This is a genomic window from Arthrobacter sp. Y3223065 (assembly GCF_059090885.1).
In genome coordinates this window covers 576,785-598,896 of the sequence record NZ_JBNHGC010000003.1, presented here as the reverse complement: position 1 = coordinate 598,896, position 22,112 = coordinate 576,785, and the positions used below count along the sequence as shown (strand labels likewise).

General features: G+C 67.7%; 22 protein-coding genes. 10 read left to right on the top strand and 12 right to left on the bottom strand.

Annotation, left to right across the window (positions count from 1 at the left end):
• Positions 1–9: 9 nt before the first annotated feature.
• From AC5RUK_RS11385 to AC5RUK_RS11375, 3 genes are all read right to left on the bottom strand, one after another.
• Complete coding sequence (locus AC5RUK_RS11385; protein WP_493988424.1) at positions 10–1,485, bottom strand: MDR family MFS transporter; 1,476 nt, start codon at positions 1,483–1,485, stop codon at positions 10–12.
• A 104-nt stretch (positions 1,486–1,589) separates the two neighbouring features.
• Positions 1,590–2,063, bottom strand: a complete 474-nt coding sequence (locus AC5RUK_RS11380; RefSeq protein WP_493988425.1) for a MarR family winged helix-turn-helix transcriptional regulator — start codon at positions 2,061–2,063, stop codon at positions 1,590–1,592.
• 128 nt (positions 2,064–2,191) lie between these two features.
• Positions 2,192–3,931 carry a CocE/NonD family hydrolase gene (locus AC5RUK_RS11375; RefSeq protein WP_494152229.1) on the bottom strand — a complete coding sequence of 580 codons (1,740 nt, stop codon included), beginning with the start codon at positions 3,929–3,931 and terminating at the stop codon, positions 2,192–2,194.
• Between the two features lie 225 nt (positions 3,932–4,156).
• On the opposite strand from AC5RUK_RS11375, the gene AC5RUK_RS11370 reads away from it, so the two are divergent.
• Positions 4,157–5,098, top strand: a complete 942-nt coding sequence (locus AC5RUK_RS11370; protein WP_494152228.1) for an MBL fold metallo-hydrolase — start codon at positions 4,157–4,159, stop codon at positions 5,096–5,098.
• Positions 5,099–5,177: 79 nt separating this feature from the next.
• On the opposite strand, the gene AC5RUK_RS11365 is transcribed toward AC5RUK_RS11370, so the two are convergent.
• From AC5RUK_RS11365 to AC5RUK_RS11345, 5 genes are all read right to left on the bottom strand, one after another.
• A complete protein-coding gene (locus AC5RUK_RS11365) occupies positions 5,178–6,104 on the bottom strand; it encodes an alpha/beta hydrolase (RefSeq protein ID WP_494106986.1) in 927 nt (308 codons plus the stop codon).
• The gene (locus AC5RUK_RS11360) at positions 6,101–7,222 is read right to left on the bottom strand and encodes an FAD-dependent oxidoreductase (RefSeq protein ID WP_493988429.1); all 1,122 of its coding nucleotides are present in this window, start codon (positions 7,220–7,222) and stop codon (positions 6,101–6,103) included. The genes AC5RUK_RS11365 and AC5RUK_RS11360 overlap by 4 nt, the downstream gene beginning before the upstream one ends.
• A gap of 127 nt (positions 7,223–7,349) precedes the next feature.
• On the bottom strand, positions 7,350–8,303 hold the full coding sequence (locus tag AC5RUK_RS11355; protein WP_494106985.1) for a phosphotriesterase family protein: 954 nt from the start codon (positions 8,301–8,303) through the stop codon (positions 7,350–7,352).
• Positions 8,304–8,352: 49 nt separating this feature from the next.
• Positions 8,353–9,342 carry a phosphotriesterase family protein gene (locus AC5RUK_RS11350; protein ID WP_494152227.1) on the bottom strand — a complete coding sequence of 330 codons (990 nt, stop codon included), beginning with the start codon at positions 9,340–9,342 and terminating at the stop codon, positions 8,353–8,355.
• Between the two features lie 291 nt (positions 9,343–9,633).
• Positions 9,634–10,377, bottom strand: coding sequence for a GntR family transcriptional regulator (locus AC5RUK_RS11345; RefSeq protein WP_494152226.1), 744 nt, complete (start codon positions 10,375–10,377; stop codon positions 9,634–9,636).
• Positions 10,378–10,525: 148 nt separating this feature from the next.
• On the opposite strand from AC5RUK_RS11345, the gene AC5RUK_RS11340 reads away from it, so the two are divergent.
• Positions 10,526–10,768 carry a DUF2630 family protein gene (locus AC5RUK_RS11340; RefSeq protein WP_493988433.1) on the top strand — a complete coding sequence of 81 codons (243 nt, stop codon included), beginning with the start codon at positions 10,526–10,528 and terminating at the stop codon, positions 10,766–10,768.
• A 58-nt stretch (positions 10,769–10,826) separates the two neighbouring features.
• Here the strand turns inward: AC5RUK_RS11340 and ku are convergent, their stop codons facing one another.
• Positions 10,827–11,681, bottom strand: coding sequence for a non-homologous end joining protein Ku (gene ku / locus AC5RUK_RS11335; RefSeq protein WP_494152225.1), 855 nt, complete (start codon positions 11,679–11,681; stop codon positions 10,827–10,829).
• An 82-nt stretch (positions 11,682–11,763) separates the two neighbouring features.
• On the opposite strand from ku, the gene AC5RUK_RS11330 reads away from it, so the two are divergent.
• The 5 genes from AC5RUK_RS11330 to AC5RUK_RS11310 all read left to right on the top strand — a co-directional run bounded on the left by AC5RUK_RS11330 (position 11,764) and on the right by AC5RUK_RS11310 (position 18,145).
• Positions 11,764–14,307 (top strand): ATP-dependent DNA ligase, encoded by a 2,544-nt coding sequence (locus tag AC5RUK_RS11330; protein WP_494152224.1) that lies wholly within the window; start codon positions 11,764–11,766, stop codon positions 14,305–14,307.
• 134 nt (positions 14,308–14,441) lie between these two features.
• Positions 14,442–15,521, top strand: coding sequence for a LacI family DNA-binding transcriptional regulator (locus AC5RUK_RS11325; protein ID WP_493988436.1), 1,080 nt, complete (start codon positions 14,442–14,444; stop codon positions 15,519–15,521).
• A gap of 20 nt (positions 15,522–15,541) precedes the next feature.
• Positions 15,542–16,327 carry an alpha/beta hydrolase gene (locus AC5RUK_RS11320; protein WP_494152223.1) on the top strand — a complete coding sequence of 262 codons (786 nt, stop codon included), beginning with the start codon at positions 15,542–15,544 and terminating at the stop codon, positions 16,325–16,327.
• A 39-nt stretch (positions 16,328–16,366) separates the two neighbouring features.
• Positions 16,367–17,281, top strand: coding sequence for a carbohydrate kinase family protein (locus AC5RUK_RS11315; protein WP_494152222.1), 915 nt, complete (start codon positions 16,367–16,369; stop codon positions 17,279–17,281).
• Between the two features lie 39 nt (positions 17,282–17,320).
• Positions 17,321–18,145, top strand: a complete 825-nt coding sequence (locus tag AC5RUK_RS11310) for an HAD family hydrolase (protein ID WP_494152221.1) — start codon at positions 17,321–17,323, stop codon at positions 18,143–18,145.
• 19 nt (positions 18,146–18,164) lie between these two features.
• On the opposite strand, the gene AC5RUK_RS11305 is transcribed toward AC5RUK_RS11310, so the two are convergent.
• Positions 18,165–18,845 carry a hypothetical protein gene (locus AC5RUK_RS11305; RefSeq protein WP_494152220.1) on the bottom strand — a complete coding sequence of 227 codons (681 nt, stop codon included), beginning with the start codon at positions 18,843–18,845 and terminating at the stop codon, positions 18,165–18,167.
• A gap of 48 nt (positions 18,846–18,893) precedes the next feature.
• Between AC5RUK_RS11305 and AC5RUK_RS11300 the strand changes: the two genes are divergently transcribed.
• From AC5RUK_RS11300 to AC5RUK_RS11290, 3 genes are read left to right on the top strand one after another with little or no spacing between them, the layout of a single operon-like run.
• On the top strand, positions 18,894–19,697 hold the full coding sequence (locus tag AC5RUK_RS11300; protein WP_494152219.1) for a glycerophosphodiester phosphodiesterase family protein: 804 nt from the start codon (positions 18,894–18,896) through the stop codon (positions 19,695–19,697).
• Complete coding sequence (locus AC5RUK_RS11295; protein ID WP_494152218.1) at positions 19,694–20,815, top strand: glycerate kinase; 1,122 nt, start codon at positions 19,694–19,696, stop codon at positions 20,813–20,815. Before AC5RUK_RS11300 ends, AC5RUK_RS11295 begins: the two co-directional genes overlap by 4 nt.
• A 28-nt stretch (positions 20,816–20,843) precedes the next feature.
• Positions 20,844–21,350, top strand: coding sequence for a hypothetical protein (locus AC5RUK_RS11290; RefSeq protein ID WP_493988443.1), 507 nt, complete (start codon positions 20,844–20,846; stop codon positions 21,348–21,350).
• Between the two features lie 79 nt (positions 21,351–21,429).
• Here the strand turns inward: AC5RUK_RS11290 and AC5RUK_RS11285 are convergent, their stop codons facing one another.
• Together AC5RUK_RS11285 and AC5RUK_RS11280 are read right to left on the bottom strand one after the other, a co-directional pair.
• The gene (locus tag AC5RUK_RS11285; protein ID WP_494106974.1) at positions 21,430–21,681 is read right to left on the bottom strand and encodes a hypothetical protein; all 252 of its coding nucleotides are present in this window, start codon (positions 21,679–21,681) and stop codon (positions 21,430–21,432) included.
• Positions 21,682–21,826: 145 nt separating this feature from the next.
• Positions 21,827–22,036, bottom strand: coding sequence for a dodecin (locus AC5RUK_RS11280; RefSeq protein ID WP_493988445.1), 210 nt, complete (start codon positions 22,034–22,036; stop codon positions 21,827–21,829).
• Positions 22,037–22,112 lie beyond the last annotated feature (76 nt).

The window sequence follows — 22,112 nt, the reverse complement described above, 5'->3', positions numbered from 1 at the left end:
AACCGGACCTTAGTGGTCGGCGTTCTCCGGCAGCCGCCGAACGAACGGAGCGCACACGACGGCCACGAGGCCGAGGATGCCGCCGACCGTGAAGGCGACCCGGACGCCGTCGACCAAGGCTACGTTCTCGGCGATGCCGCTGGCTGCCGCCGCCGCCGTACCGATGGTCATGGCGGCAACGAGAACCGCGGTACCCGCTGCGCCGGCCAACTGCTGCAGGGTATTCATGATGGCGCTGCCATGGCCGTACTGCTCACGAGGCAGGGCGCCCAGGGCGACGGTCATCAGCGGGGTCATCAGCATGGCCATGCCGATGCAGAACACCGTGTGAAAAACGACGATCGTCGTCACCGGGGTATCAACATGGACGCTGCCCAACAACCACTGGCCGCCGGCCAGCAGGAAGGCGCCGGGAATGACGATCGGCCGGGGGCCTACCTTGTCGTAAATACGGCCGACGATCGGGGAAACGATGCCTTGGATCAGGCCGCCGGGCAGGAGGGCCAGGCCGATGGTCAGCGTGCTCAGGCCCATGCCGTTCTGCATGAAAATCGGCATGACCATCACTGTGCCCAGCATCGTGGCCATGGCGATCATGACGATGATGACCGAGATGCGGAAGTTGTGCACCTTGAACGGACGGAGGTCCAGAAGGTCCGACTCGGTCTTGCGCAGGGCACGCTGGCGCCGAATGAAAAGCACCAGGGCGACGGCACCGACAACCAGCGCGACGACCGGGGCCCAGGCGCCTTCCATCAGGTCGGCGATGGAGGAAAGCGCATAGACGATGCCGCCGAAGGCGAAGGCGGAGAGGATGACCGAAAGGACATCCAGCGGAGCCTTGCGCGTCTCCTTGCCAGTCTTGATGGCAATGACGCCGAAGAGGAAGACGATGATGGCCACCGGGACCATCAGGCCGAAGACCCAGCGCCACGTCAAGGAGTTAATGACGGCGCCCGAGAGGGTGGGGCCGATGGCCGGAGCCACGGAGATGACCACGGAGTTAAGGCCCATGACGGTGCCGCGGTGCCGGACCGGCACGGAGGTGAGCGTGGTGGTCATCAGCAGCGGCAGGATGATGGCCGTGCCGGCCGCTTGGACGATGCGCGCAATGAGCAGGACCGCGAACGTTGGGGCGACGGTTGCCAGCGCCGTGCCGACGATGAAGAGCAGCATCGCACTGACGAAGAGGCTCTTCGTGGTAAAACGCTGAAGCATGAAACCGGTGGTCGGAATGACGACGGCCATCGTGAGCATGAAGCCGGTGGTCAGCCACTGCGCGGTGGTGGCCTGGACGCCCAGGTCCGCCATCAGGTTGGGCAGGGCGACGGTCAGCACAGTCTCGTTGAGGATCATGATCAGCGCTGACAGCACGAGTGCGGTGATCACGGCGGCAACGCGCTTGGGCGAGATCCTCTCGGGCTCCACGGCCTCTGCCGCCTCCACCTCTCCGGGCGGAATTTTCTCCTCTAGGACGTCTTTCATGGACACCTTTTCTGGTCGTTTGAGTTGCAGGCAGACATGGGCCAGCTAATACTTACAAAACTATAAGTATAGCGGCAAAAGAAAGCGTGAGCGACGGTGCTGGGCTAGTCCGGCTCGTTGATCAGTGCCGCAAGGCGCTGGAGGGCGGGCAGGCTGGCAGCAACCTGCTCCTGTTCGTGGGGGTGCAGCCTGGCTGCCGCCGCCCCGAGTGTTTCCGCCCACGCGGTTTCCAGCAGGATCCTGATCCGCTGGGACTCGTCAGTGGGGTGCAGGGTCACATAGCGCTTGTCCGCCTCGTCGCGTATCCGCGTCACCAGCCCGCGCGCTACCAGTTCGCGCAGTTGCGTACTGACGTTGCTGAACTGGCGGTCAAGCCTGGCAGCAACCTCGGCCACTGTTATTCCGGGGTGCGCTTCGATGACCCGCATGATGTCCACCATGCCGTTGGGCAGCAGCGGGACGCCGGAATTTTCGTGGGACTTTCGGCGGACATCGGAGGAGATGTCGATCAAGGCCACCGCCAGATCGCGGTTGTCCTCGACGGCTTTCCGCGCCTTGCCGTGCTCCGTTGTTTCCATTCCACAAGCATAAGAGGCGCGGTAAGCACCTCCGGCCGTGATGTTCAGGGGCCTGTTCATCACGGCCGGAGGATGTCTTACGCTCCGGGTGAGGGAGGGGCCAGCCAGCAGCGGGCGCCGCTGGGGCGTCAGTTCGCCTGGTCTCCCGCCGTGCAGGCGGTGAACGGCAGGACCAGTCGCGACCGGTGGGCGGCGTCGCGGTAAATCTTGTGCGTTACCGGGCGTCCCACCGGGAGGTGGAAGGCGTCCGGCGGCAGCAGTGCGTTGTGCTCGTCGGCCAGCGGCTCGCCGTTGGAAAGTTCGGCGACCAGCCGGTGTCCCGGCTTGAAGGTGTTGGCGAACGGGTAGAGGCGCAGGACATACTCCTCGATCTTCCCCGGCTCCACCGGCACGGCACGGGTGTGCGGGTGGATCGGGCTGCCCTCGCTGGTGCGCTCCTCATCGAGCTCGCGGTGCGAGGCCTTGAGGTAGCCGGTGGTGATCAGCTGGCGCTTGCCGTTCGGGGCGTAGTCCCACAGGCGCAGGATGAAGTTCGAGTCCGGCTGGTCGATCTCGGCGAAGATGTGCGCCGCACCGGTGCCGATCATCTCCGTGTCCTCCTCGAACGGCCCCGTGCTCCAGCTGAGGATCTCCACCTTGTCGGTCACCGTCAGCGGCGCCTGGTAGAAGCCGTCCGGGGCCGCGTACTCCACGCCCATCAGCTCCGGCTCGGCCGACAGCTTGTGGCGCGGGCGCAGGTACAGGGACTTGTACTCGATCTCCTTCGGCGGCCACTGGTCCGCCTCGACGGTCTCGCGGGAACCTTCCACGAAGACGCTCACGGCCGGCTCGTCCATCACGCCGTTGTCGATGCCCTTGATCCAGTAGTCGTACCAGCGGAACATCTTGTCGTGCTCCTCGATGAAGGGGCGCGACTGCATGGGCGGGTAGGGGCCGATGGTCAGCTTCTTGGGGCCCTTGAGCGAGTTGTACAGCTCGATGGTGCCGTCCATGGTCCAGCCGCGGCCCTGGTCGATCTGCAGCCAGACCGGAATGTCGATGTTCGGAGCGAGCGTGATCGGGTTGCGCTCCTCGTACCATTCGCCGTCCAGCTCATTCATGACAATGTCGAACCAGGCTTCGTGGTTCTTGGGGTAATGCAGCACGTGGACCAGGTTCGGCCAGGCGGCGACGTCCGGGTCCTCGAGGCGCTTGGCGACCAGCTTCTTGAGCTCCTCGGGGGGGTATTTTTCGATCATGCGGGACTTGACGTTGTCCGTGAAGGCCCAGCCCGAGTCTCCGCCGCGGCCTTCGCGGGCGGCACGGGGCATGAACCACATGATGCCGCCGTGGTAGGTGGTTTCGTAGAAGTCGTAGTGGCCGCCGCTGACGAAAATCGCCTTCAGGTGGGGCGGGCGCTCGGCCGCAGCCAACACCTGCATGGAGCCGAAGTAGGAGATGCCGACCATGCCGACGTTGCCGTCGCACCACGGCTGTTCGGCGACCCATTCGATGAAGTCGTACGCGTCCTGGCCCAGCGATACGCCACCTGCGTTGTAGTTGCCGATGTGTTCGCCGCCGGAGTCACCGGAGCCGCGCAGGTCGCCGATGACGTGGACGTAGTCCTCCTTGACGATGCCGGCGATGTCGCCGGCCTCGATGCAGCCGTCCCACATCGGACTCGGACGCCGCTGCGGGGGAGTGGTCAGCGCCAGCGCCTGCAGCTCCTTGCCGTACGGGCTCAGGGCCACCAGTGCCGGCCGGGGCTTGTCCTCAAGACCCTGGTAGGTATCCGCGGCGAGCTCGACGCCGTCGCGCATCGGGATCCGCAGGTCCTTGCGGATCTTGATCGTCTCCCCACCGGCATTCCACGTCGTGAAATCAGTCATGAGTGTGCACTTCCTTGTCAACGTTCGAGTGCCAGGCATCCCGCTGGCAGACTCGCTCATCAGAGCGTGGCTCGATTATATTATTATAATAAAGTTCGGAGCAAGACGATGATGTCGAAACCGGTCCCGGCCTTCGGCACTGAAAGGCCGGCGGGGCAGAGGTCCCGCGCCGCCGGCGCCGTACCATCAGGACCGTGAACCGGTCCCGGAGCTGAGGAGAGAACAATGACGCAAGAAGTGACAATCCATCCGCTGGTGTCGCCCTGGGGCCGCTTTGGTCTCTACAGCTTCTTCATCGACGCGCCCGAGCCGGCCATCGTCGACACGGGCATCACCACGTCACCGGTCGAGGGCATGGTGCCGGAGCTGGAGAAGCTGGGCCGGCGCATCGAGGACGTCAAGTGGATCCTGCTGACCCACGGCCACATCGACCACCTCGGGGGTGCCCACGCCCTCTGGGAGCTCACCGGCCGGAAGGCGAAGGTTGTCATCCACCAAGCGGACGCCCCGTTGCTGCGCTCCCGGCAGGCGCACGTGCAGAACTACGTCGACGTCCGCCAGCAGTACCTGGACAACCCGAACGCCATCGAGGAGCAGGCGAGGGCAGCCGGTCATGCCATCTCGGGCGAGATGGAGCCGGACATGCTCCTGGAGGGCGGCGAAACCCTCAGCCTGGGCGGAGATGTCACGGTCTCCGTGCATCACATCCCCGGTCACACCGCCGGCTCCGTGGCCTACGTGGTGGACGGGCAGAACGCGGTGTTCGTCGGCGACTCCGTCCAGGTGCACGGTGCCGCCAACCACTTCCCGGGTTATGAGGATCCGGACGCCTACCGGGCCAGCCTCCGGTACCTGCGCGACGAGGTCCGTCCCGAGCGCCTGTACCTTGGCCACCCCTACCGCAACACCCAGGGTGTGCCCTTCGACATAGGGATGGACGGCACCACGGCCCGGCAGGCCCTGCAGGAGAGCCTGGACATCGAGGCCCGGGTCCGCGATGCCGCCCGCCGGTCGTTGGAGGGCGGCCTGCAGGAGACCGGCTCGCCCTATTCCCCGTTCGCCTCGGTGGCCGAGGAACTCGGCTATACCGGGGACCCGACCCTGGAGCCCTCGCCGTTCTTCACGACGCTGCACGGCTACCGCAAGCTGTACGGCAGGAACGCCTGACGGGCTCCACCACACCAAAACAACGACGGCGGCGCGCACCTTGGGGTGCGCGCCGCCGATGCGTGTGGGGCGGGTGGGGTCAGCCCCGGTTCAGGAACTCGCCCGCCTCCTGGTAGGCCCGGTACATTTCCGGGATCCAGAAAAAGTTCTGGACGAACCCGTGGTTGGCGCCCGCGTAGCGGCTGACGGTGGTCTCCACGCCGGCGTCCTTCAGGCGCTGGCCGTAGAGCTCGCCCTCGTCACGCAGCGGATCGTACTCCGCGGTGATGATCAGTGCCTTCGGCAGGCCGGCGAGGTTTTCGCGCTTGATGGGGGAGACCAGCGGATCTGCCGGGTCCGCGCCGCTCTCAAGGTAGAAGGAGTTCCACGGCTTCAGGGCCGGGGTCTCCAGGCCATAACCGGTGGCGTTCTCCCGCAGCGAGCCGTAGCGGTCCTCGTCGAAGTCCAGGTCCAGCGAGGGGTAGAACAGGATCTGGTGCGTGATCCGATCGAAGCTTTCGTCGTGGGCCATCGCCGTCACCGCGGCCACGAAGTTGGCCCCGGAGCTGTCGCCGGCCAACGCCAGGTTCTTTCCGTCCCAGGCCAGGCTCCCGCCCTGCTCGGCGGCCCATCGGACCACCCCGTAGCATTCCTGCAGGCTGGTCGGGAAGGCGGCCTCCGGTGCCAGCTGATAACCGACGGAGATGACTTTGTGGCCGCTCTCCTTCGCCAGCGCCCGCGCGACGTGGTCGTGCGTCTCGAGGCTGCCGGAGAAGAACGCGCCGCCGTGGAAGTACACCAGCAGCCCGTAGGACGCGGCCTCGGCCGGGGTATAGATCCGCACCGGGACCTCGCCCGCCGCAGTGGCTGCAACGGTGTCCTCGACGGCGGTCAGCGGCAGCCGCTCCTCCAGCGGCGCGACGAACTGCAGGTCGCCCGCGCGCTTGGCCTCGGGGTCCGGCCGCGTGCCGTGGTCGAACGGCGGCAGCGTGGCGAGGAGTTTGCCGATCTCGGGGTGGATGGTCACTCGACACCCGCCCCCTTCTCGAAGGACGTGGTCTCCGGGAAGGAGTCACCGATGTCGAACGGCTTGCGGGAGATGTCCTGCAGCACGTCGGTGATGGGCTTGCGCTTGGCCTGGTAGGTGCGCAGGGCCTCCTGCAGGTCGGAGCCGTCCTTGATGGCGTCGGCCAGCCAGGCGGCATCCTGCATGGCGGAGTTCGCACCCTGGCCCTGGTGGTGCAGCATGGCGTGCGCGGCATCGCCAACCAGGGCGACGCTGTCGGTGTGCCAGTTGGGCTGCTTGTCGATGTCGTAGACGCCGCGGTTGGTCATCGAGGCGATGTCCAGTTCCTGGCCGATCTTCTGCAGGCGTTCGTCGAAGCCCTCCAGCAGCGCTCCGATGTACTCGTGCGTGACCTCCGGTGCCCAGGCGGTGTCGTCGCTCGGTGCGGTGATGTCGAAGGACACCTGGTTGCGGTGGCGCAGCGGCAGGAAGTACACGGTAGTGCCGTTCTGGCCGACGTAGACGCGGAAGTTGTCGTTCTCCACCAGGCCGTAGGCAGCGTCGGCGGAGATGACGGCGCGCATGGCAATGGTGTGGGAGAACACCGGCTGGACTTCACCGAAGATCTGGTTGCGGACGCTGGACCGGATGCCGTCGGCGCCCACCACCAGATCGGCGGTGACCTCGACGCCGTTCTCGAACTTCACGGTGGCGGAGTTGCCGTGATCGGCGATGCTGATCATCTTGTGGCCGATGTGCACGCGCTCGGACGGCAGGAGGCGCAGGAGGGTCTCGATGACGTCCCCGCGGTGGACCATGCGGCAGTGGTTGACCTGGGCGTACTCGTTGATGCCCGGCCACGGGTCGCGGGCGATGAGCTCGCCGTTGGCCTGGTAGACCTCGATGGCCTCGGAGGGGGCGGAGACCTTCTCGAACTCTTCGAACACGCCCCACTTGCGCAGTACCTCGACGGTCGGCGGGCGCAGGCCGATGCCGGCTCCTACTTCACCAAGCTCGGGGGCCTGCTCGTAGACGTGCACGTCGGCGCCGAGCTGCAGCAGTGCCAGGGCAGCGGAAGCGCCGGCGTAGCCGCCGCCCACAACGGCAACCTTCAGGTTCTGGATGTCGGAAGTCTGCATTGTTCTGTGTTCCTTCACTGGACGCCGGTGCAGGCGTCCTCGGGGTGAATGGGTTGGGTTGGGATCCGCCGCCGTCGTCGTAGGCGGCAGCGGAGCCGGCGCGTGGCGCCGGATGGAGGGATGCGGGTCAGGCCTTGATGGAGAGGAAATCGGCCGGGTTGTCCTCGAGGAGGAGCTTGATGGTGGCGTCGTCGATGCCGGCGGCGCGCATGTCCGGGATCATGTCGTCGAAGATGTAGTTGATGGTGTGGCCCTTCACGCCCGGCCAGCCCAGCGGGCTGCAGTTGGCGTCGGCAGAGACGAGCAGCTTGTCCGCGTAGCCCTTGTTCACGAGCTTGACGAAGTGCTCCATGCGCTCGGCGCGTTTGCGGCCCCAGAACGGCGGGTCGGGCAATTCGAGGTCGTAGCCGAAGGTGTCGAAGCCAATGCGGCCGCCCTGCTCGTAAATCCAGTCGTGTGGGGTGATCGGGGCGTTCAAGCCGTCGTCGGCGTGGCCGAAGAGGACGCGATCCAACGGAAGGCCCTCTTCGTTGAAGATGTTCACGGCGGGCTCGGGATCGATGGCCAGATGCGTCAGGATCGGCACGCCGGTGATGACGGCGGCGCGGGCTGCGGCGCGGTAGATCCGCTTGTCGAGTTCGGTCATCTTGCCGCCGCGGCTCACACCGACCTTGATGACGCCGGCCTTTGCGCCCGTGTTGCCGATCCCCACGGTGATCTCGTGGATGAACACCTTCGCCAAGTAGTCCACCGACGCCCGCGCGAAGTGCGGCAGGGCGGTGTCCCCGCCGACGAAGCCGGTGCAGGCCACGATGTGCACGCCGGTCTTGGCGGAGAGGGACTTGTAGTAGTCGACGTCGCGGCCGTTGCAGATGCCGGTGGCGTCCACGAAGGTGCCGCCGCCGTTCTCGCGGAACTGGCGCAGCTTCGGCACGGTTTCCTCGTAGGCCTGCTCCGGCGACTTCCACCATCTCGTGTCGAGTTCGGAGCCGGGCATGCCGTAGCCGATGTGTTCGTGGACTGCCACGATTTCCAGTTCTTCAGCCGGGATGGTTCCCAGCACGGTGTTGACCTTGGTCATTCCTTCACCTCAGGAGTTTCGAAAGCTTGTTGATGGCGGGCCGCGGTGCTCAGCGCACAGTCAGCAGGTTGCGCGGATTGTCCACCAGGATGCGGCGGGCGTCGTCGTCGCCCAGGCCCAGTGTTTTCAGGAAGGGGACGAAGGTGGCCAGGACGTGGCTGAAGGGCAGGTCGTAGTCCGGCTGTCCCTTCGCCACGCCGATCGCGTTGGACGAGAGGATGACCTTGTCCGTGTGGCCGGCCTTGACCAGCTCGAGCACCAGTTCGGCCCGCTCGCGGTCGGTGAGGTAGTCGCCGTCGTCGTCCAGGCCCACGTGGTCCAGGCCCACGAACGCGCCGCGGCGGGCCACCTCAAGGGCGGCACCGGCGGCCGCGGCGTCCCGGCGGTCCAGGCCGCCGAGGAGTACCCGCCCGGCGGGCAGTTTCTCGTCCAGGACGACGTCGAGGTCGTGCAGGGCGTCGGCGCCGTAGCGGATGGAGACCGGGACGCCGGTGGCCAGGGCGGTCCGGGCCGCCCCGCGGAACAGGCTCTCGTCGGTGGGGGTCATGCCCTCGCGGGTGGCGGTGGTGGTGACCAGCCCGGCGGCTCCGCGGCGCTCGACCCGCGGGACCACCATGCCCTCGCTGACTTCCTTGGAGAAGAGGTCGGCAAACTTTTCGGCCGGCCACGGGGTGGGCGGGTTGGTCTGCGGGGTGAGGAAGTAGCCGCCGAGCATTTCCTCCGGACCCATGCCCGTGGACGCGATGATGTGCACGCCGGTCGAGCGCGAGAGCGCCTCGAACAGCTTCACGTCGCGGCCGTGGAACATGCCGGTGCTGTCCACGATGGTCGTGCCGCCGTGCTCGCGGAAGTCGGTGAGCTTGGCGGCCAGGACCTCGAAGATCTCCGCCCGGTCCATGCTGATGTCCGGGGCGTACTGGGCTCCCGGGACCACCGAGAGCAGGGCCTCGTGGACCGCGACCACACCCAATTCATGGGCGGGAAAGGGGCCAAGAACAGTATTGGCCGTCTGGTGGGGGGTTGTCGTTGTATCCGTCATTGGCACAACCTTTCGTCTGACGCCACGCCATGGCCGACGTCACGCGGGGAAGGATCATGCACCGCGACCTCTGGATTCATTCCTCGCCGAAACCGGTGCAGGCGGTAGTAAACGAAGGAGGCAGTCCATCGAGAGGCCTGACGTCCGCTAAGGGCCGCGGCCTCACGCTTTTGTGACCTTGATTACCTGTCAACTAGGTTTACACGATGTCATGCCAAAGTCAAGGCAAACAACCTTGAAAACATCCCTGGTTGGGGGCGGGAAGCGGGTGGATTTCCCGCACGGCCGCCGCTACTGGCTGGTGCTGAACCGGTACTTAAATTTTTCTGCCTGATGCACTGCGGAGCGCCATCCGGCGGGCAGGTCACCCGTGGTGAAGAAGATGGTCTCGATGACGAGCAACGGGCTCCCCAGGCCCACCCCGAAGGTCGCCGCCTGTTCGGCAGTGGCCGCAGTTGCCCAGGCTTCGTGCTCGGCGCGCACGTGCGCGATGCCGAACCCTTTCTTGAGAAGTTCGAAGGCGGAGCCTTCGTCTTCCAGTTCCGCGGCCGTGGGGCTGAAGTCCTCGGGCGCCCGAATATAGACGTCGGCTTCGACGAGAGGCTCACCCTCGACCGAGATCAGGCGCGTGAAATGCAGGAGCCGTTCGTGCGCTTCGAGCCCCAGGAGGTCCCGAATCCGGCCCGGCGGTTCCACCCGCTCGATGCCGGCGACTTTCCCCGTCGGATGCAGCCCGCTCTCGGAGAGGTATTGGTACAGGGCCCCCGACCGCACGTCGGCCGGCCGCTGGACCCTGGTGCCGACGACCGGGAACGTCCCCTTGCCTTGTTTCCTGTAGATGTACCCCTCGCTGGCAAGCTCCTGGAGTGCCTGCCGGATGGGCGCCCGGCTGACCTCAAATCGGCTGAGCAGCTGCGCCTCGGTCATGGGCTTCCGGGGATCCGCGATCCCCTCGGCTATTTCCCGGCGCAGGATTTCCCGAATCTGCCGATACAGGGGTATCCCGGACGAGGTGTCGAGCTCGCCATATGCCATGAGTCTTCTGTTCCTCCACGTAACTGGTCACCGGGTTTGCCCTGCAGGAAGTCAACCACAGAACACAATTCATTGAGGAGACGGCAGCCCTAGCCCGCGGGTAGCGTGCGAAGTAGCCTGAGGTGACTACCGCCAGGAGGGACGTGCCATGGACCAGGACATCCAGCAGTACATCAGCGCGTTGGTCGAGAAGGAACAACAACTGCGCGACTCCGCGCCGGAGGAGCCGGACAAGGCCGCCGCCCGCGCCGCCGAGCTGCGCCGCCTGGAGGAGCAATTGGACCAGTGCTGGGATTTGCTGCGCCAGCGCCGGGCCAAGCGCAAGGCGGGCGAGGACCCGGGCGAAGCAGAGACCCGGCCGGTCGGGGAAGTGGAAAACTACCGTCAGTAGCCGCACGGAACGCCGGGGGAGCGGCCGCGCCCCGACGTCGTGCCGCACTGATGGCGCGTCAGGCGCCCTTCGACGCCTCGGACTTGGAGCCGGACTTCTTCTTGGACGAGGAGCCGGCCGAAGACTTGGCCTCCCGGTTCTTCTCGACGCTGCGGCGCAGTGCCTCCATCAGGTCCAGGACCTTGCCGCCTTCTTCCTCTTCGTCCGTGCCGAAGGTCTTTTCCGTGTCCAGCGCCTCGCCCTGCTCCAACTTCGCCTCGATCAGGGTCCGCAGCTGTTCCTGGTATTCGTCGGTGTAGTCGCCGGGCGTGAAGTCGGAGGAGAACGACTCCACCAGGGCGGCGGACATCTCCTTCTCTTTCGCAGAGATCCGCACCGTTTCTTCCAGCGACGGGAAACTGGCCTCCCGCACCTCGTCCTCCCACAGCAGGGTCTGCAGCATCAGCACCTTGCCGCGGACACGCAGTGCCGCCAGCCGGGTCTTCTGCCGCAGCGCGAACTGCACGATGGCCGTCCGGTCCGTTTCTTCCAGGGTCCGCCGGAGCAGGACGTAGGCCTTGGTGGACTTCGAATCCGGCTCCAGATAGTAGCTGCGGTCGAACATGATCGGATCGATCTGGTCGCTCGGGACGAACTCGACCACTTCGATCTCGCGGCTCTTTTCGACCGGCAGGGACTTGAAATCCTCGTCGGTGAGCACCACGGTGTGCTCACCGTCGTCGTAGGCTTTGTCGATGTTCTGGTAGTCGATGGTCTTGCCGCACACCTCGCACCGGCGCTGGTAGCGGATGCGCCCGCCATCCTTGTCATGGACCTGGTGCAGGCTCACGTCGTGGTCTTCGGTGGCGCTGTAGAGCTTGACGGGAACGTTGACCAGCCCGAACGCCACCGCGCCTTTCCAGATGGCTCTCATCCCACTAGTGAACACCCGCGGGCGGTACAAAGCCAGAGGCGGGGCCCTAGCCAAGCGGCCACCCGGCGGACAGACTGGCGGTATGGCCAGCCAGAAATCCAGCCAGAAGGAGACCGTAGCCGTTGACGGACACCGGCTCAGGCTGACGAATTTGGACAAGGTGCTGTACCCGGAAACCGGGACCACCAAGGCGGACGTTATCGCCTACTATTCCGAGATCGCCGAATACCTCGTTCCGCATGCGGCGGACCGGCCGGTCACGCGCAAACGCTGGGTCCACGGCGTCGGCACGGCGCAGGAACCGGGCGAGGTGTTTTTCCAGAAGAACCTGGACAAGTCCGCGCCGGATTGGGTCATGCGGCACACCATCGAGCACAAGAGCAACACCAATGTGTACCCGCTGGCGAATGACCGGGCCACCCTGACCTGGCTGGCGCAGATTGCGGCCTTGGAAATCCACGTTCCGCAGTGGAAGTTCGGCCCGCGCGGCAAGATCAACAATCCGGACCGGATGGTGCTGGATCTGGACCCGGGGGAAGGGGCCGGGCTGGCGGAGTGTGTCGAAGTGGCCTTTTTGATCAAAGACATCCTGGAGGGGATGGGGCTCGACCCGCGGCCGGTAACCTCCGGTTCCAAGGGCATCCACCTTTACGCCGGGCTGGACGGCAAGCAGACCTCGGAGGACGTTAGCCAGGTGGCGCACGAGCTGGCCCGCCTGCTGGAGGCCGACCACCCGGACCTCGTGGTCAGCGACATGAAGAAGGCGCTGCGCACGGGCAAGGTGCTTGTCGACTGGAGCCAGAACAACTGGGCCAAGACCACGATTGCCCCGTACTCGCTGCGCGGCCGGCCGCACCCGACCGTGGCGGTACCTCGAACCTGGGCCGAGCTGAAAGACCCCAACCTGGCGCACCTTGATTTCCGCGAGGTGCTGGAGCGCGTCAAGGAGATGGGCGACCCGCTGGCCGGCATGGCGGGAGGCACCGCGGACGAGCAGTCGTTGCAGGAAGCCGCGGAGCCGGAGTCGGACCGGCTCAGCGTGTACCGTTCCATGCGCGACCCGGACCGGACGCCCGAGCCGGTGCCCGCGGGGATCGAGCCGCGGGAGTCGGACGATGAACCGGTTTTCGTCATCCAGGAACACCACGCACGCCGACTGCACTACGACGTCCGGCTGGAGCACGACGGGGTGATGGTCTCCTGGGCCGTGCCCAAGGGACCGCCGGTCTCGACCGGCAAGAACCACCTGGCCGTGCACACCGAGGACCACCCCATGGAATACGCCACCTTCGAGGGCACCATCCCCAAGGGCGAATACGGCGCCGGGGAGATGACCATCTGGGACAGCGGCACCTACCAAGTGGAGAAGTGGCGCGAGGGCAAGGAAGTCATCATCGTGCTGCACGGGCGCGCCGACGGCGGCCTGGCGAACGACGGCGGACCCTCCGGTCCGCGTCGGTACGCCTTGATCCGCACCGGCGGCGGGGACGGCAAGGACAATTGGCTGATGCACCTGATGAAGGACCAGCCGCGTCCTGCCGCCGGGACAGCACAGGACGGCGGGTCCGGGCGCCAGGCCAAGCGGGCCGCCGGCACCACGGTGCAGCCGGAGGACGCCGGCACCGCGGGCCGGGAGGCCGGGCCGCCGCAACCGGTGAAACCGATGCTGGCCGTCCAGGGCACCGAAGCCTCCATCGACGAGGACGAGGGCTGGGCCTACGAAATGAAGTGGGACGGAATCCGGGCCGTCGCCGTCGTTGCCGACGGGGACGTGCAACTTGTCAGCCGCAACGGCAACGACCTGACCAAGACCTACCCGGAACTGGCGGACCTGCCCGACCATGTCCTGGCCCAAACCGCGGTGCTGGACGGCGAGATCGTCGCCCTCGATGCCAAAGGGCGGCCGGATTTCGGCCGCCTGCAGAACCGCATGAACCTCACCAGGAAAGCAGACATCGAGCGCGCGGCCGCGAAATACCCGGTGGAGTACTTCCTCTTCGATTTGCTGGAACTGGACGGAACATCGACACTTGGGCTGGAATACACCCAACGGCGGGAAATCCTCAAGGAAGCGGTGGAAACGCCGGACGACGGACACATCCAGGTGCCGCCGGAGCTGGACGCCAGCGTGGCGGAAGCGGTCGCAGCCAGCCGGGAGGTCGGCCTGGAAGGCATCATCGCCAAACGCACGGACAGCAACTACGCGCCGGGCCTACGGACGAGGAGTTGGATCAAGATCAAGAACCAGCTGACGCAGGAAGTGGTCATTGTGGGCTGGCGGCCGGGCAAAGGCTCGCGCGCCCGCAAGGTCGGCTCGCTGCTGGTGGCCGTGCCCGACGGCGTGGAGCTGAGCTACCTCGGCCGCGTCGGTTCCGGCCTGACGGAGCGCGAACTGGCCGAGATCGGTTCGCGGCTGAAGAAGATGTCACGCAAGACCCCGCCGCTGGAGGGCGTGCCGTCGGCCGACGCCTCCGACGCGCACTGGGTGCGGCCCGCGCTCGTCGGCGAGGTCCAGTTCAGCGAACGCACCGGATCCGGGAAGCTTCGCCACCCGGTCTGGCGGGGCTTCCGGCCGGACAAGAAGCCGTCGGATGTCGTGGTCGAAATCCCGCAACTTGAGGCCTGACGCGCGGAGCTGCCGCTCAAAAATTTTTACCCTACCCCTATCATTCTGCCGATGAATCGTTAGTCTTTACCAAGGGGAACTTCTGGGGGGAAGTTTCGGGGGATGTTTCTTGGGGAAGAAGGCAGAACCGCATCATGGGGAGTTCATTTAAGCCGACTATTCGCGACGTTGCCGAGCGGGCCGGAGTCTCGCTGGCAACCGTCTCATACGTCTTGTCCGGCCGGCACGGGGGTTCAACGAGGATCAGCGAACCGACCAAAGCCCGGGTGATCGAGGCGGCCAAGTCGCTGGGGTATGTGCCCAACCACGCCGCCCGGGGCATGCGCCGCGGGCGGACGGACACCGTGGCCGTCGTGGTGGAAAACCTGGATTCGGCCTGGGACCGGCAGCTGGCGGAGGTTGCAAACCGCGTGCTGCCGGAGCACGGGTACCGGGTGGTGGTCCTGCTGGGCCAGGAGGCGTGGCGGAACTTCATGCTTTCCGGCGGCGCGGACGGGGCCATCTTGGGTTTCAGCACGGAAACGCCCGAGGAAGACCACACCCTGCGCGATCTCGCCGACCGGGGCGTGGCGCAGGTGGTCGTGTCGCAGTTCCTGCAGCCTGACGGCTTCGACGTGCTGTCAGTGGACGCAGAGGTCGGCATCGCCGAGGCGGCAGCGTATCTTGCCGCCAGGCACCGCCGCATCGCTGTGTTGCACCGGGGCGGGCCCGCTCCGGGCCCCCGGGGTACCCGGCTGGGATTGTTCCGGCAGGCGATGGCCGACCTCGGTGCGGAGCTGGACGAGAACCTGATACGGGCAACGCATGGGTCCTGGCGTGAATCCTACGAGGAGACCGGCGCGCTGCTGAAGTTGGCCGATCCGCCCACCGCGTTCTTCACGACGGCGGACCTGGAGGCCCTGTGCGTCTCCGGTTCCGCTACCGCGGCCGGACTCCGGATCCCGGAGGAGATGGAGATCATCGGCGTCGACACTTCGGATCTGGGACACCACTCCGACCCGCCGCTGAGCTCGGTGGGTCCCGAGCCGCTGGTGGGCACCGTGGTGGACCTGCTGATCGACCGGCTGGAGGGGCGCGCCTCCGCCGGCGGGCGCCTGGTGCCGGCGCCGTGGAAGCTGAACCACCGCGGGACCACCGTGGCGGGGATGCCCGGTGAAGGCAACGCGGAAGGCTCGGACGAGGTGGAAGACAGCGTCTCCAACGGGGCGCCTTAGCAGCGGGCTAAAGTGCAGGGATGGAGTGTACCCGGCACAGCTACGGCCCGGATCCCAGCCAGTATGCGGAACTGTACCTGCCCGCCCGGCGCCGGCACGCCGCCGTTGTCGTCATCATCCACGGCGGGTACTGGCGCGCCGCCTATGGTGCCGAGCTCGGACGCCCGCTGGCCCGGGACCTCGCCGGCCGCGGCTGGGTCTGTTGGAATGTCGAATACCGGCGCGTAGGCAACGGCGGCGGCTGGCCGGAGACGTTCGACGACGTCGCCTCCGGCATCGACCGGCTCGCCGATGCGGCGCAAGAGTCGGGATTCGCGCTCGAGCGCGTGGTGGGGCTGGGCCATTCGGCCGGCGGCCAACTGGCGGTGTGGGCCGCCGGACGGGGCCGGTTGCCGTCGGAGGCCTCCGGCCTGCGGGTGCCCGGCGCGGCTCCGCGGGTGGAGTTCGACGCGGTGCTCAGCCAGTCCGGGGTCCTGGATGTGGCGCGCGCCCACGAGCTGCGCGTGAGCGACGGCGCGGTCGAAAACCTGCTCGGGCGGCCGGAGGGCGCGGACGCAGATGGGGCGGATCCCTACCGGCTCGCCGATCCCATGCGGAACGTGCCGCTGCCGGTCCCCGTCTACGCCTTCCACGCTGACCAGGACGCCGACGTGCCGAGGGAGCTGTCCGAGAACTATGTCGCCGCCGCCCGCTCTGCCGGCGGGACGGCCGAACTGGTGCCCGTTCCCGGGGACCACTATGCGCTCATCGATCCTGCTTCTGCTGCGTTTGCACGCATCCGCGGGGTGCTGGCCCGGCTGGGCTGAGCCGTGCCGCAACCGACGGCGCTCTGCTACGTTGGCACTGTGCTCACGGTCATAGGCGAAGCGCTGGTGGACGTAGTCCGCTCCGACACCAGGCCGCCGCGCATGCACGTCGGCGGCAGCCCGATGAACGTGGCGGTGGGCCTGGCCCGGCTGGGCCACCCGGTCCAGTTCGTCGGCCGGTACGGCAAGGACCAGTTCGGGGACCTGGTACACGGCCACCTGCGCCGCAACTCCGTGCTGGTGCCGCTGGATCCGGATGCGTCGCCGACCAGCACCGCCACCGCCACCCTGGACCCCACCGGTGCGGCCCATTACTCTTTCGACCTGCTCTGGGAACTGCCGGATCTCGACAAGACCCGGCCCCGGCTGCTCGACGAGACGGTCTGGCTGCACACCGGCTCCGTCGCCACCATGCTGGAGCCGGGCGCCCACACGGTGTTCAGGACCGTCCAGCGGGCCCATCCCCGGGCGCTGGTCAGCTACGACCCGAACTGCCGGCCCACGCTGATCACCGACCGGGACTTCGCCCGGCGGCAGGCCGAGAAGTTCGTGGTGCTGGCCGACGTGGTCAAAGCCTCCGATGAAGACCTTCGGTGGCTGTACCCGGACCGCGCCGTCGAGGACACGGCCCGCGCGTGGTTGAAGCAGGGGCCGGCCGCAGTGGTGGTCACGCACGGGGCGAAGGGCAGCTGGGGAGTGGTCCGCGCCGGGACGGCCGAGGTCGCGGCACGCGCGGCCGTGGTCGTTGACAGCGTGGGCGCCGGCGACGCGTACATGTCGGGGCTGCTCGATGCGCTGCTGAACGCAGGGTTCTCCGGCTCCGCCCGGCGCGAGAAGCTGCGGGACATGGCACCCTCCACCCTCGAAGACGTGATGGCGCACGCTGCCCGGGCGGCAGCCGTCACGGTATCCCGGGCAGGGGCGAATCCGCCCCGCCGCGACGAACTGGGCTAGCGCCGCCTCCGCCGCCGGCCAGACTCCTAGACTGGTGCAATGCGCCTTATCGCCAGCGACCTCGACGGGACCATCATCGGCCGGGACGGCAAAATCAGCCCCCGCACCGTCCGGGCGTTCCGCAGCGCCGCGGCCGCGGGAGTTGAGATCGTGTTCGTGACCGGTAGGCCTCCGCGCTGGCTGACTCCGCTGGCCGAACAGATCGGCCACCGTGGCCGGGTGATCTGCTCCAATGGCGCCGTGGTCTACGACCTGGTGTCCGAGCGCGTGCTCTCGGCGCAGACGCTGCCCTACGCGAATATCCTCGAGGTGCGCCGGATCATCCTCGGCCTGCATCCGGCGGTGACGTTCGCGGCGGAAACCACCGAGGGTTTCCTGCTGGAACCGAACTTCCTGCAGCCCGGCTCGGTGGAACTTCTGGAGGGCAGTTCGCCGGAACTGCTGCCGGAAAGCTTGCGCGGCACCGACGCGGTCGTGAAGCTGCTGGCCCGCGGCACGGACATCGACCCCGACGACTTCTTGGCCGAGGTGGCCCCGGCGGTGGGGCATCTGGCTGCGGTGACGCATTCCGCCCCCGGCAACCCGCTGCTGGAAATGGCGCGGCCGGGACTCAACAAGGCGGTGACCCTGGCCGAGTACGCCGGTTCCCTGGGCATTGGTCCGCAGGACGTGGTGGCCTTCGGCGACATGCCGAACGACATCGAGATGCTGCGGTGGGCAGGGGCCGGCTACGCCATGGCATCGGGCCACCGCACCGCCCTGGAAGCAGCTCCGTTCCGCGCCCCGGCGTTCGCCGAGGACGGCGTCGCCCAGGTGATCGAGGAGCGGCTGGCGGGCCGGCGGCAGGCACCGCAAGGGGCCTGACCGCTGTCTGGGTCGCGGCTCAGGAGCCTCGCTCCGCTCCGGCAGGCGCCGCTCGGCGCCGGGTTTGCGGACGCTCGGCCAGATACCGGCGGGCAAACCAGCTGGGCCCCACGCTCCGGTCCCGCCGGGGCGGATCCACGTCCGCAACGATCAGTTCTTCATACTGGCCGGCCTCGGCCGCAACTCCCGTGTCCGGCGCTGCGATGAAGCTGCCGCCGGGGCCGCTCCAGGCCACCGCCGGTGCGGATGCCCCCCGGCGGGCCAGTGCACGGAACCAGCAGTCCCGCCCGCTACTGCCGCCGGGCACCAAGAGCAGTTGTGCGCCGTCGTCGGAGACCGCTCGGCGGGACCTGCCGCCGGCGCGCGGGGCGATGGCGGCGGCGTCGTCCTCCCTGGCCAGGCCGATGAGCAGCCCGTCCAGCGGCACGACCGCGGCAGCGTTGGTGCAGGCTTGGAGGCCGCCGGTCGCGTCGAACAGCCAGAGTTCGGCGCTGTTGCCCTCGCCAAGGGCGCCGGCCGCCACTGCGACCCGATGCCGCGCCGCGAGCCTGCCCAGCTCGCGGCGGAAATCCGGGCGGAACCCCGCGGGCAGCACCAGCAGCTGCGCGCCCAGCCCGGCGGCCTGTTCCAGCCACCGCCGGCATCGCACCCGCGCCCCAACGCCGTGCAGCCCGGCAGCCTGCACCAAGGCAAGACGCATCGGTTCCTCCTCATCGGCGGTCGTGGCGGGGCCGGTAGAGTACCGACTGTGAGCAGTGCCAGCCCGTACCTCAATCCTACGTTTCCCGGTTCCGGGCAGGACCGGCCCCTGGCCATGTCCCACCGGGGATTTTCCTTGGACGGGCGGGAGAACTCGATGGCGGCGTTCCGCGCGGCAGTCGGTCTCGGCTACGCCTACCTGGAGACCGACGTCCGGTCCACCCGCGATGGCGTGCTGGTGGCCTTCCACGACCCGACGCTGGAGCGTACGACCGACGGCCGCGGGGAGCTGGCGGCGCACACGGCCGGCCAGCTGGCGCAGGTGCGGATTTCCGGCGAGCCGATCCCCACGTTCGAGGACTTGCTGGCCGCCTGGCCCGACGTGAACCTCAACGTGGATGTGAAAGACATGGCGGCCGCCGACGAATTGGCCCGGTTGATCGAAACCTACGACGCGCACGACCGGGTGCTGGTGGCATCCTTTTCCGACCGGCGCCGCTTCCGCGTGCTGCGTGGGCTAAGCCGCCCCGTCGCCGGCTCCGGCGGCGTATATGCAACGTTGGCAATATACCTGCTGGGGTATCTGGGGCTGGCCGGCTGGCTGGCCCGGCTGGTCCGTGTGCACGCGGTGCAGGTGCCCGCGAAGTACGGTCCGTTTGCAGTGGTCACGCCCGGGTTCGTGCGGCGCTGCCATCGCGCCGGACTGCAGGTGCACGTGTGGACCATCAATGATCGCGCGGAGATGGAACGGTTGCTCGCACTGGGAGTTGATGGAATAGTCTCCGACCGCGCGGATATTCTGGCCGAGGTGATGGCCGAACGCGGCAGTTGGCCGCAGAGGGAGTCTGCATGAAGGTCTTGATTGCACCGGACAAGTTCAAGGGAACCTTGTCGGCTGCCGAGGCGGCTGCGGCAATGGCCGAAGGCGTGCTGCGGGTCTACCCGGACGCCCACGTGCAGCTGCTCCCGGTGGCCGACGGCGGAGAGGGCACCTTGGAGGCGGCCCTCGCCGCCGGTGCCACCGAGCACACCGAGCGGGTAGTTGGTCCGCTGGAGCGTGAGGTCACCGCATCCTGGGCCCTGCTGGAGCGGCCGGACGGCAAGACTGCCGTCATCGAAACCGCGCGGGCGTCCGGGTTGTTGCTCACCGAGCCCAGCGTGCAGTCGGCGCTCACGGCCCATTCCTACGGGTGCGGCCAGCTGATAGAAGCGGCGCTGAATGCCGGCGCCACCGAGATTGTGTTGGGGGTTGGCGGCTCCGCCATGACCGACGGTGGGTCCGGCGCCCTCCGCGCACTCGGCCTGAAGATCCTCACCGGCGGCGGCGCCGAAGTCCTGCTCGGCGGCGCCGCCTTGGCGACCGCTGACCACCTGGACACCTCCGGCCTGGACCCGCGTTTGGCGGAGACCGTGATCCGGGTAGCAGCCGACGTATCGAATCCGCTGTACGGCCCCGACGGGGCGGCGCACGCTTTCGGTGAACAGAAGGGCGCCGACGCGGTCTCGCGGCGGTTGCTCGACGAAGCGCTGCAGCGGTGGGCCCAGCTGCTGCTGCAGGCAACCGGCCGCGACGTCAACGTGGCGGGCGCCGGCGCGGCAGGCGGCTTCCCGTCCGGTTTCATGGCGCTGGCCGGTGTGCGGCTGGAGCGGGGTTTCGACGTCGTCGCCGATCTGGTGGGGCTTGAGGCTGCCTTGGCGGATGCAGACCTGGTGCTGACCGGCGAGGGGACGCTGGATCGGCAGTCTGAATTCGGAAAAGCGCCGCTCGGCGTCGCCGGGCGTGCCCAGGCGCGGGGCATCCCCGCCGTCGTCGTTGCCGGGCAGATCGATCTGACGCCGGACCAGTTGGCCGAACACGGCGTGCACGCGGCCGCCAGCGTGGTCGAGGCGGCAGGCAGCCAGGAACAGGCGATGGCCCAGGCCGCGCGCTATGTCACGTTGGCCACGCAGCAGGCGCTCGAAGGGGCTTGAGCCCGAGGACCCCGCCTATCATGAGGGCATGAGCAGTACCGTCGTCCCGCCGCCCTCGGCCGTCCGCCAAGGCCTTCTCCGCACCCTCGTCCTGTGGCTCGCTCTTCCGATGGCGGTGCTGGTGCCGCTTTGGGTGGTGGCCGGACGGGTGCTGTTTGGCATCGGCGGCCACATGGTGCTCTGGCTGGGCATCAGCCTGGGCCCAGTGCTGCTGGTCCTGCTGTTGCTGACCGGCGTGAAGCTGATCGAGACCGCGCGCCGGGGCGTGCTGCTCCCGGTGCGGGCCGCCGTGGTGCCGGCGCTGGCCTGGCTGCTGGCGCTCGCCTTCGGTTTCACCGTCCCGGACTTCGGCGGCGGCGCCGGAGAGGGCGCGTCCATCATGTCGCTGCTGGCCGGCCCGTCCGCCCTGGGAATGTCCACCGCGCTGTGCAACCCGTGCGGGATCATCGCCGTCGGGCTGGCCATAGCCGCCACGGTCCTTGCCTACCGCGCCGCGGGCAATGCCCGGCGCGGCAGCAGTGGCGACGGCGCCTGACGGCCAGCCCAAGCCGGCGCACGGCTGGCCCGGTTGGTCCCGCGACTATGGATGCGGCGGTGGCGCTGCCGCGGCCATGCTATTCGGTCGGGGCGGAGGGGGGAACGAATCCGTCCTGTCCGGGTTCGTTCTCGTACTCCGGGTCCTCGCTTTGGCGGTATTCGCCGTCCGGGCTCAGGCCGGGTACCTGCTGCCCTGCATTGAGCAGGCTGGAGGTGTAGTGCTCACCGTCGAACTTCGCGGCAGAGTCGTTCTCCGTCTCCGGGACGCCGATGTCGTCGCGCAGATGCTCGTCGTCGGGCAATTTGTCTTCATCACGTTGCTGGCTCATGGGTCAAGCACACCACCGCATCCACCCCGGCACAATGGGGGAGGGCAGCCCCGCGGCGACGGGCGGGCCCGTCCACCGTGCCCCGCCGGATTCATGTCTCGCCCGCTTGTCCGCCGGACGCCTGGCGGCAGCCCGCACTCGGTGGTCAGCTTTCGTGGCGGAAACCGAGCTTGATGGTCACCTGCCAGTCGGCGACCTTGCCTTCGTTGAGGTGGCCACGCACGGACTTCACTTCGAACCAGTCGAGGTTGCGCAGCGTCTTGGAGGCTTCGGCGATGGCGTTGGTCACCGCGGCATCGATCCCGTCGGGCGACGTACCCACAATTTCCGTGACGTTGTAGACGTGGTTGGCCATGCTTTCCTCCTCGTGACATCCCCCGGACCGGACGCCGCGGGAGCGATGCCTGCAACGCTAGCCCCACGGTCCCTCA

Bases quoted from the DNA above. Each gene is read 5' to 3' on its own strand.
- AC5RUK_RS11385 (WP_493988424.1), bottom strand. From the start codon at position 1,485: ATGAAAGACGTCCTAGAGGAGAAAATTCCGCCCGGAGAGGTGGAGGCG.
- AC5RUK_RS11380 (WP_493988425.1), bottom strand. From the start codon at position 2,063: ATGGAAACAACGGAGCACGGCAAGGCGCGGAAAGCCGTCGAGGACAAC.
- AC5RUK_RS11375 (WP_494152229.1), bottom strand. From the start codon at position 3,931: ATGACTGATTTCACGACGTGGAATGCCGGTGGGGAGACGATCAAGATC.
- AC5RUK_RS11370 (WP_494152228.1), top strand. From the start codon at position 4,157: ATGACGCAAGAAGTGACAATCCATCCGCTGGTGTCGCCCTGGGGCCGC.
- AC5RUK_RS11360 (WP_493988429.1), bottom strand. From the start codon at position 7,222: ATGCAGACTTCCGACATCCAGAACCTGAAGGTTGCCGTTGTGGGCGGC.
- AC5RUK_RS11355 (WP_494106985.1), bottom strand. From the start codon at position 8,303: ATGACCAAGGTCAACACCGTGCTGGGAACCATCCCGGCTGAAGAACTG.
- AC5RUK_RS11350 (WP_494152227.1), bottom strand. From the start codon at position 9,342: ATGACGGATACAACGACAACCCCCCACCAGACGGCCAATACTGTTCTT.
- AC5RUK_RS11345 (WP_494152226.1), bottom strand. From the start codon at position 10,377: ATGGCATATGGCGAGCTCGACACCTCGTCCGGGATACCCCTGTATCGG.
- AC5RUK_RS11340 (WP_493988433.1), top strand. From the start codon at position 10,526: ATGGACCAGGACATCCAGCAGTACATCAGCGCGTTGGTCGAGAAGGAA.
- ku (WP_494152225.1), bottom strand. From the start codon at position 11,681: ATGAGAGCCATCTGGAAAGGCGCGGTGGCGTTCGGGCTGGTCAACGTT.
- AC5RUK_RS11330 (WP_494152224.1), top strand. From the start codon at position 11,764: ATGGCCAGCCAGAAATCCAGCCAGAAGGAGACCGTAGCCGTTGACGGA.
- AC5RUK_RS11325 (WP_493988436.1), top strand. From the start codon at position 14,442: ATGGGGAGTTCATTTAAGCCGACTATTCGCGACGTTGCCGAGCGGGCC.
- AC5RUK_RS11320 (WP_494152223.1), top strand. From the start codon at position 15,542: ATGGAGTGTACCCGGCACAGCTACGGCCCGGATCCCAGCCAGTATGCG.
- AC5RUK_RS11310 (WP_494152221.1), top strand. From the start codon at position 17,321: ATGCGCCTTATCGCCAGCGACCTCGACGGGACCATCATCGGCCGGGAC.
- AC5RUK_RS11305 (WP_494152220.1), bottom strand. From the start codon at position 18,845: ATGCGTCTTGCCTTGGTGCAGGCTGCCGGGCTGCACGGCGTTGGGGCG.
- AC5RUK_RS11295 (WP_494152218.1), top strand. From the start codon at position 19,694: ATGAAGGTCTTGATTGCACCGGACAAGTTCAAGGGAACCTTGTCGGCT.
- AC5RUK_RS11290 (WP_493988443.1), top strand. From the start codon at position 20,844: ATGAGCAGTACCGTCGTCCCGCCGCCCTCGGCCGTCCGCCAAGGCCTT.
- AC5RUK_RS11285 (WP_494106974.1), bottom strand. From the start codon at position 21,681: ATGAGCCAGCAACGTGATGAAGACAAATTGCCCGACGACGAGCATCTG.
- AC5RUK_RS11280 (WP_493988445.1), bottom strand. From the start codon at position 22,036: ATGGCCAACCACGTCTACAACGTCACGGAAATTGTGGGTACGTCGCCC.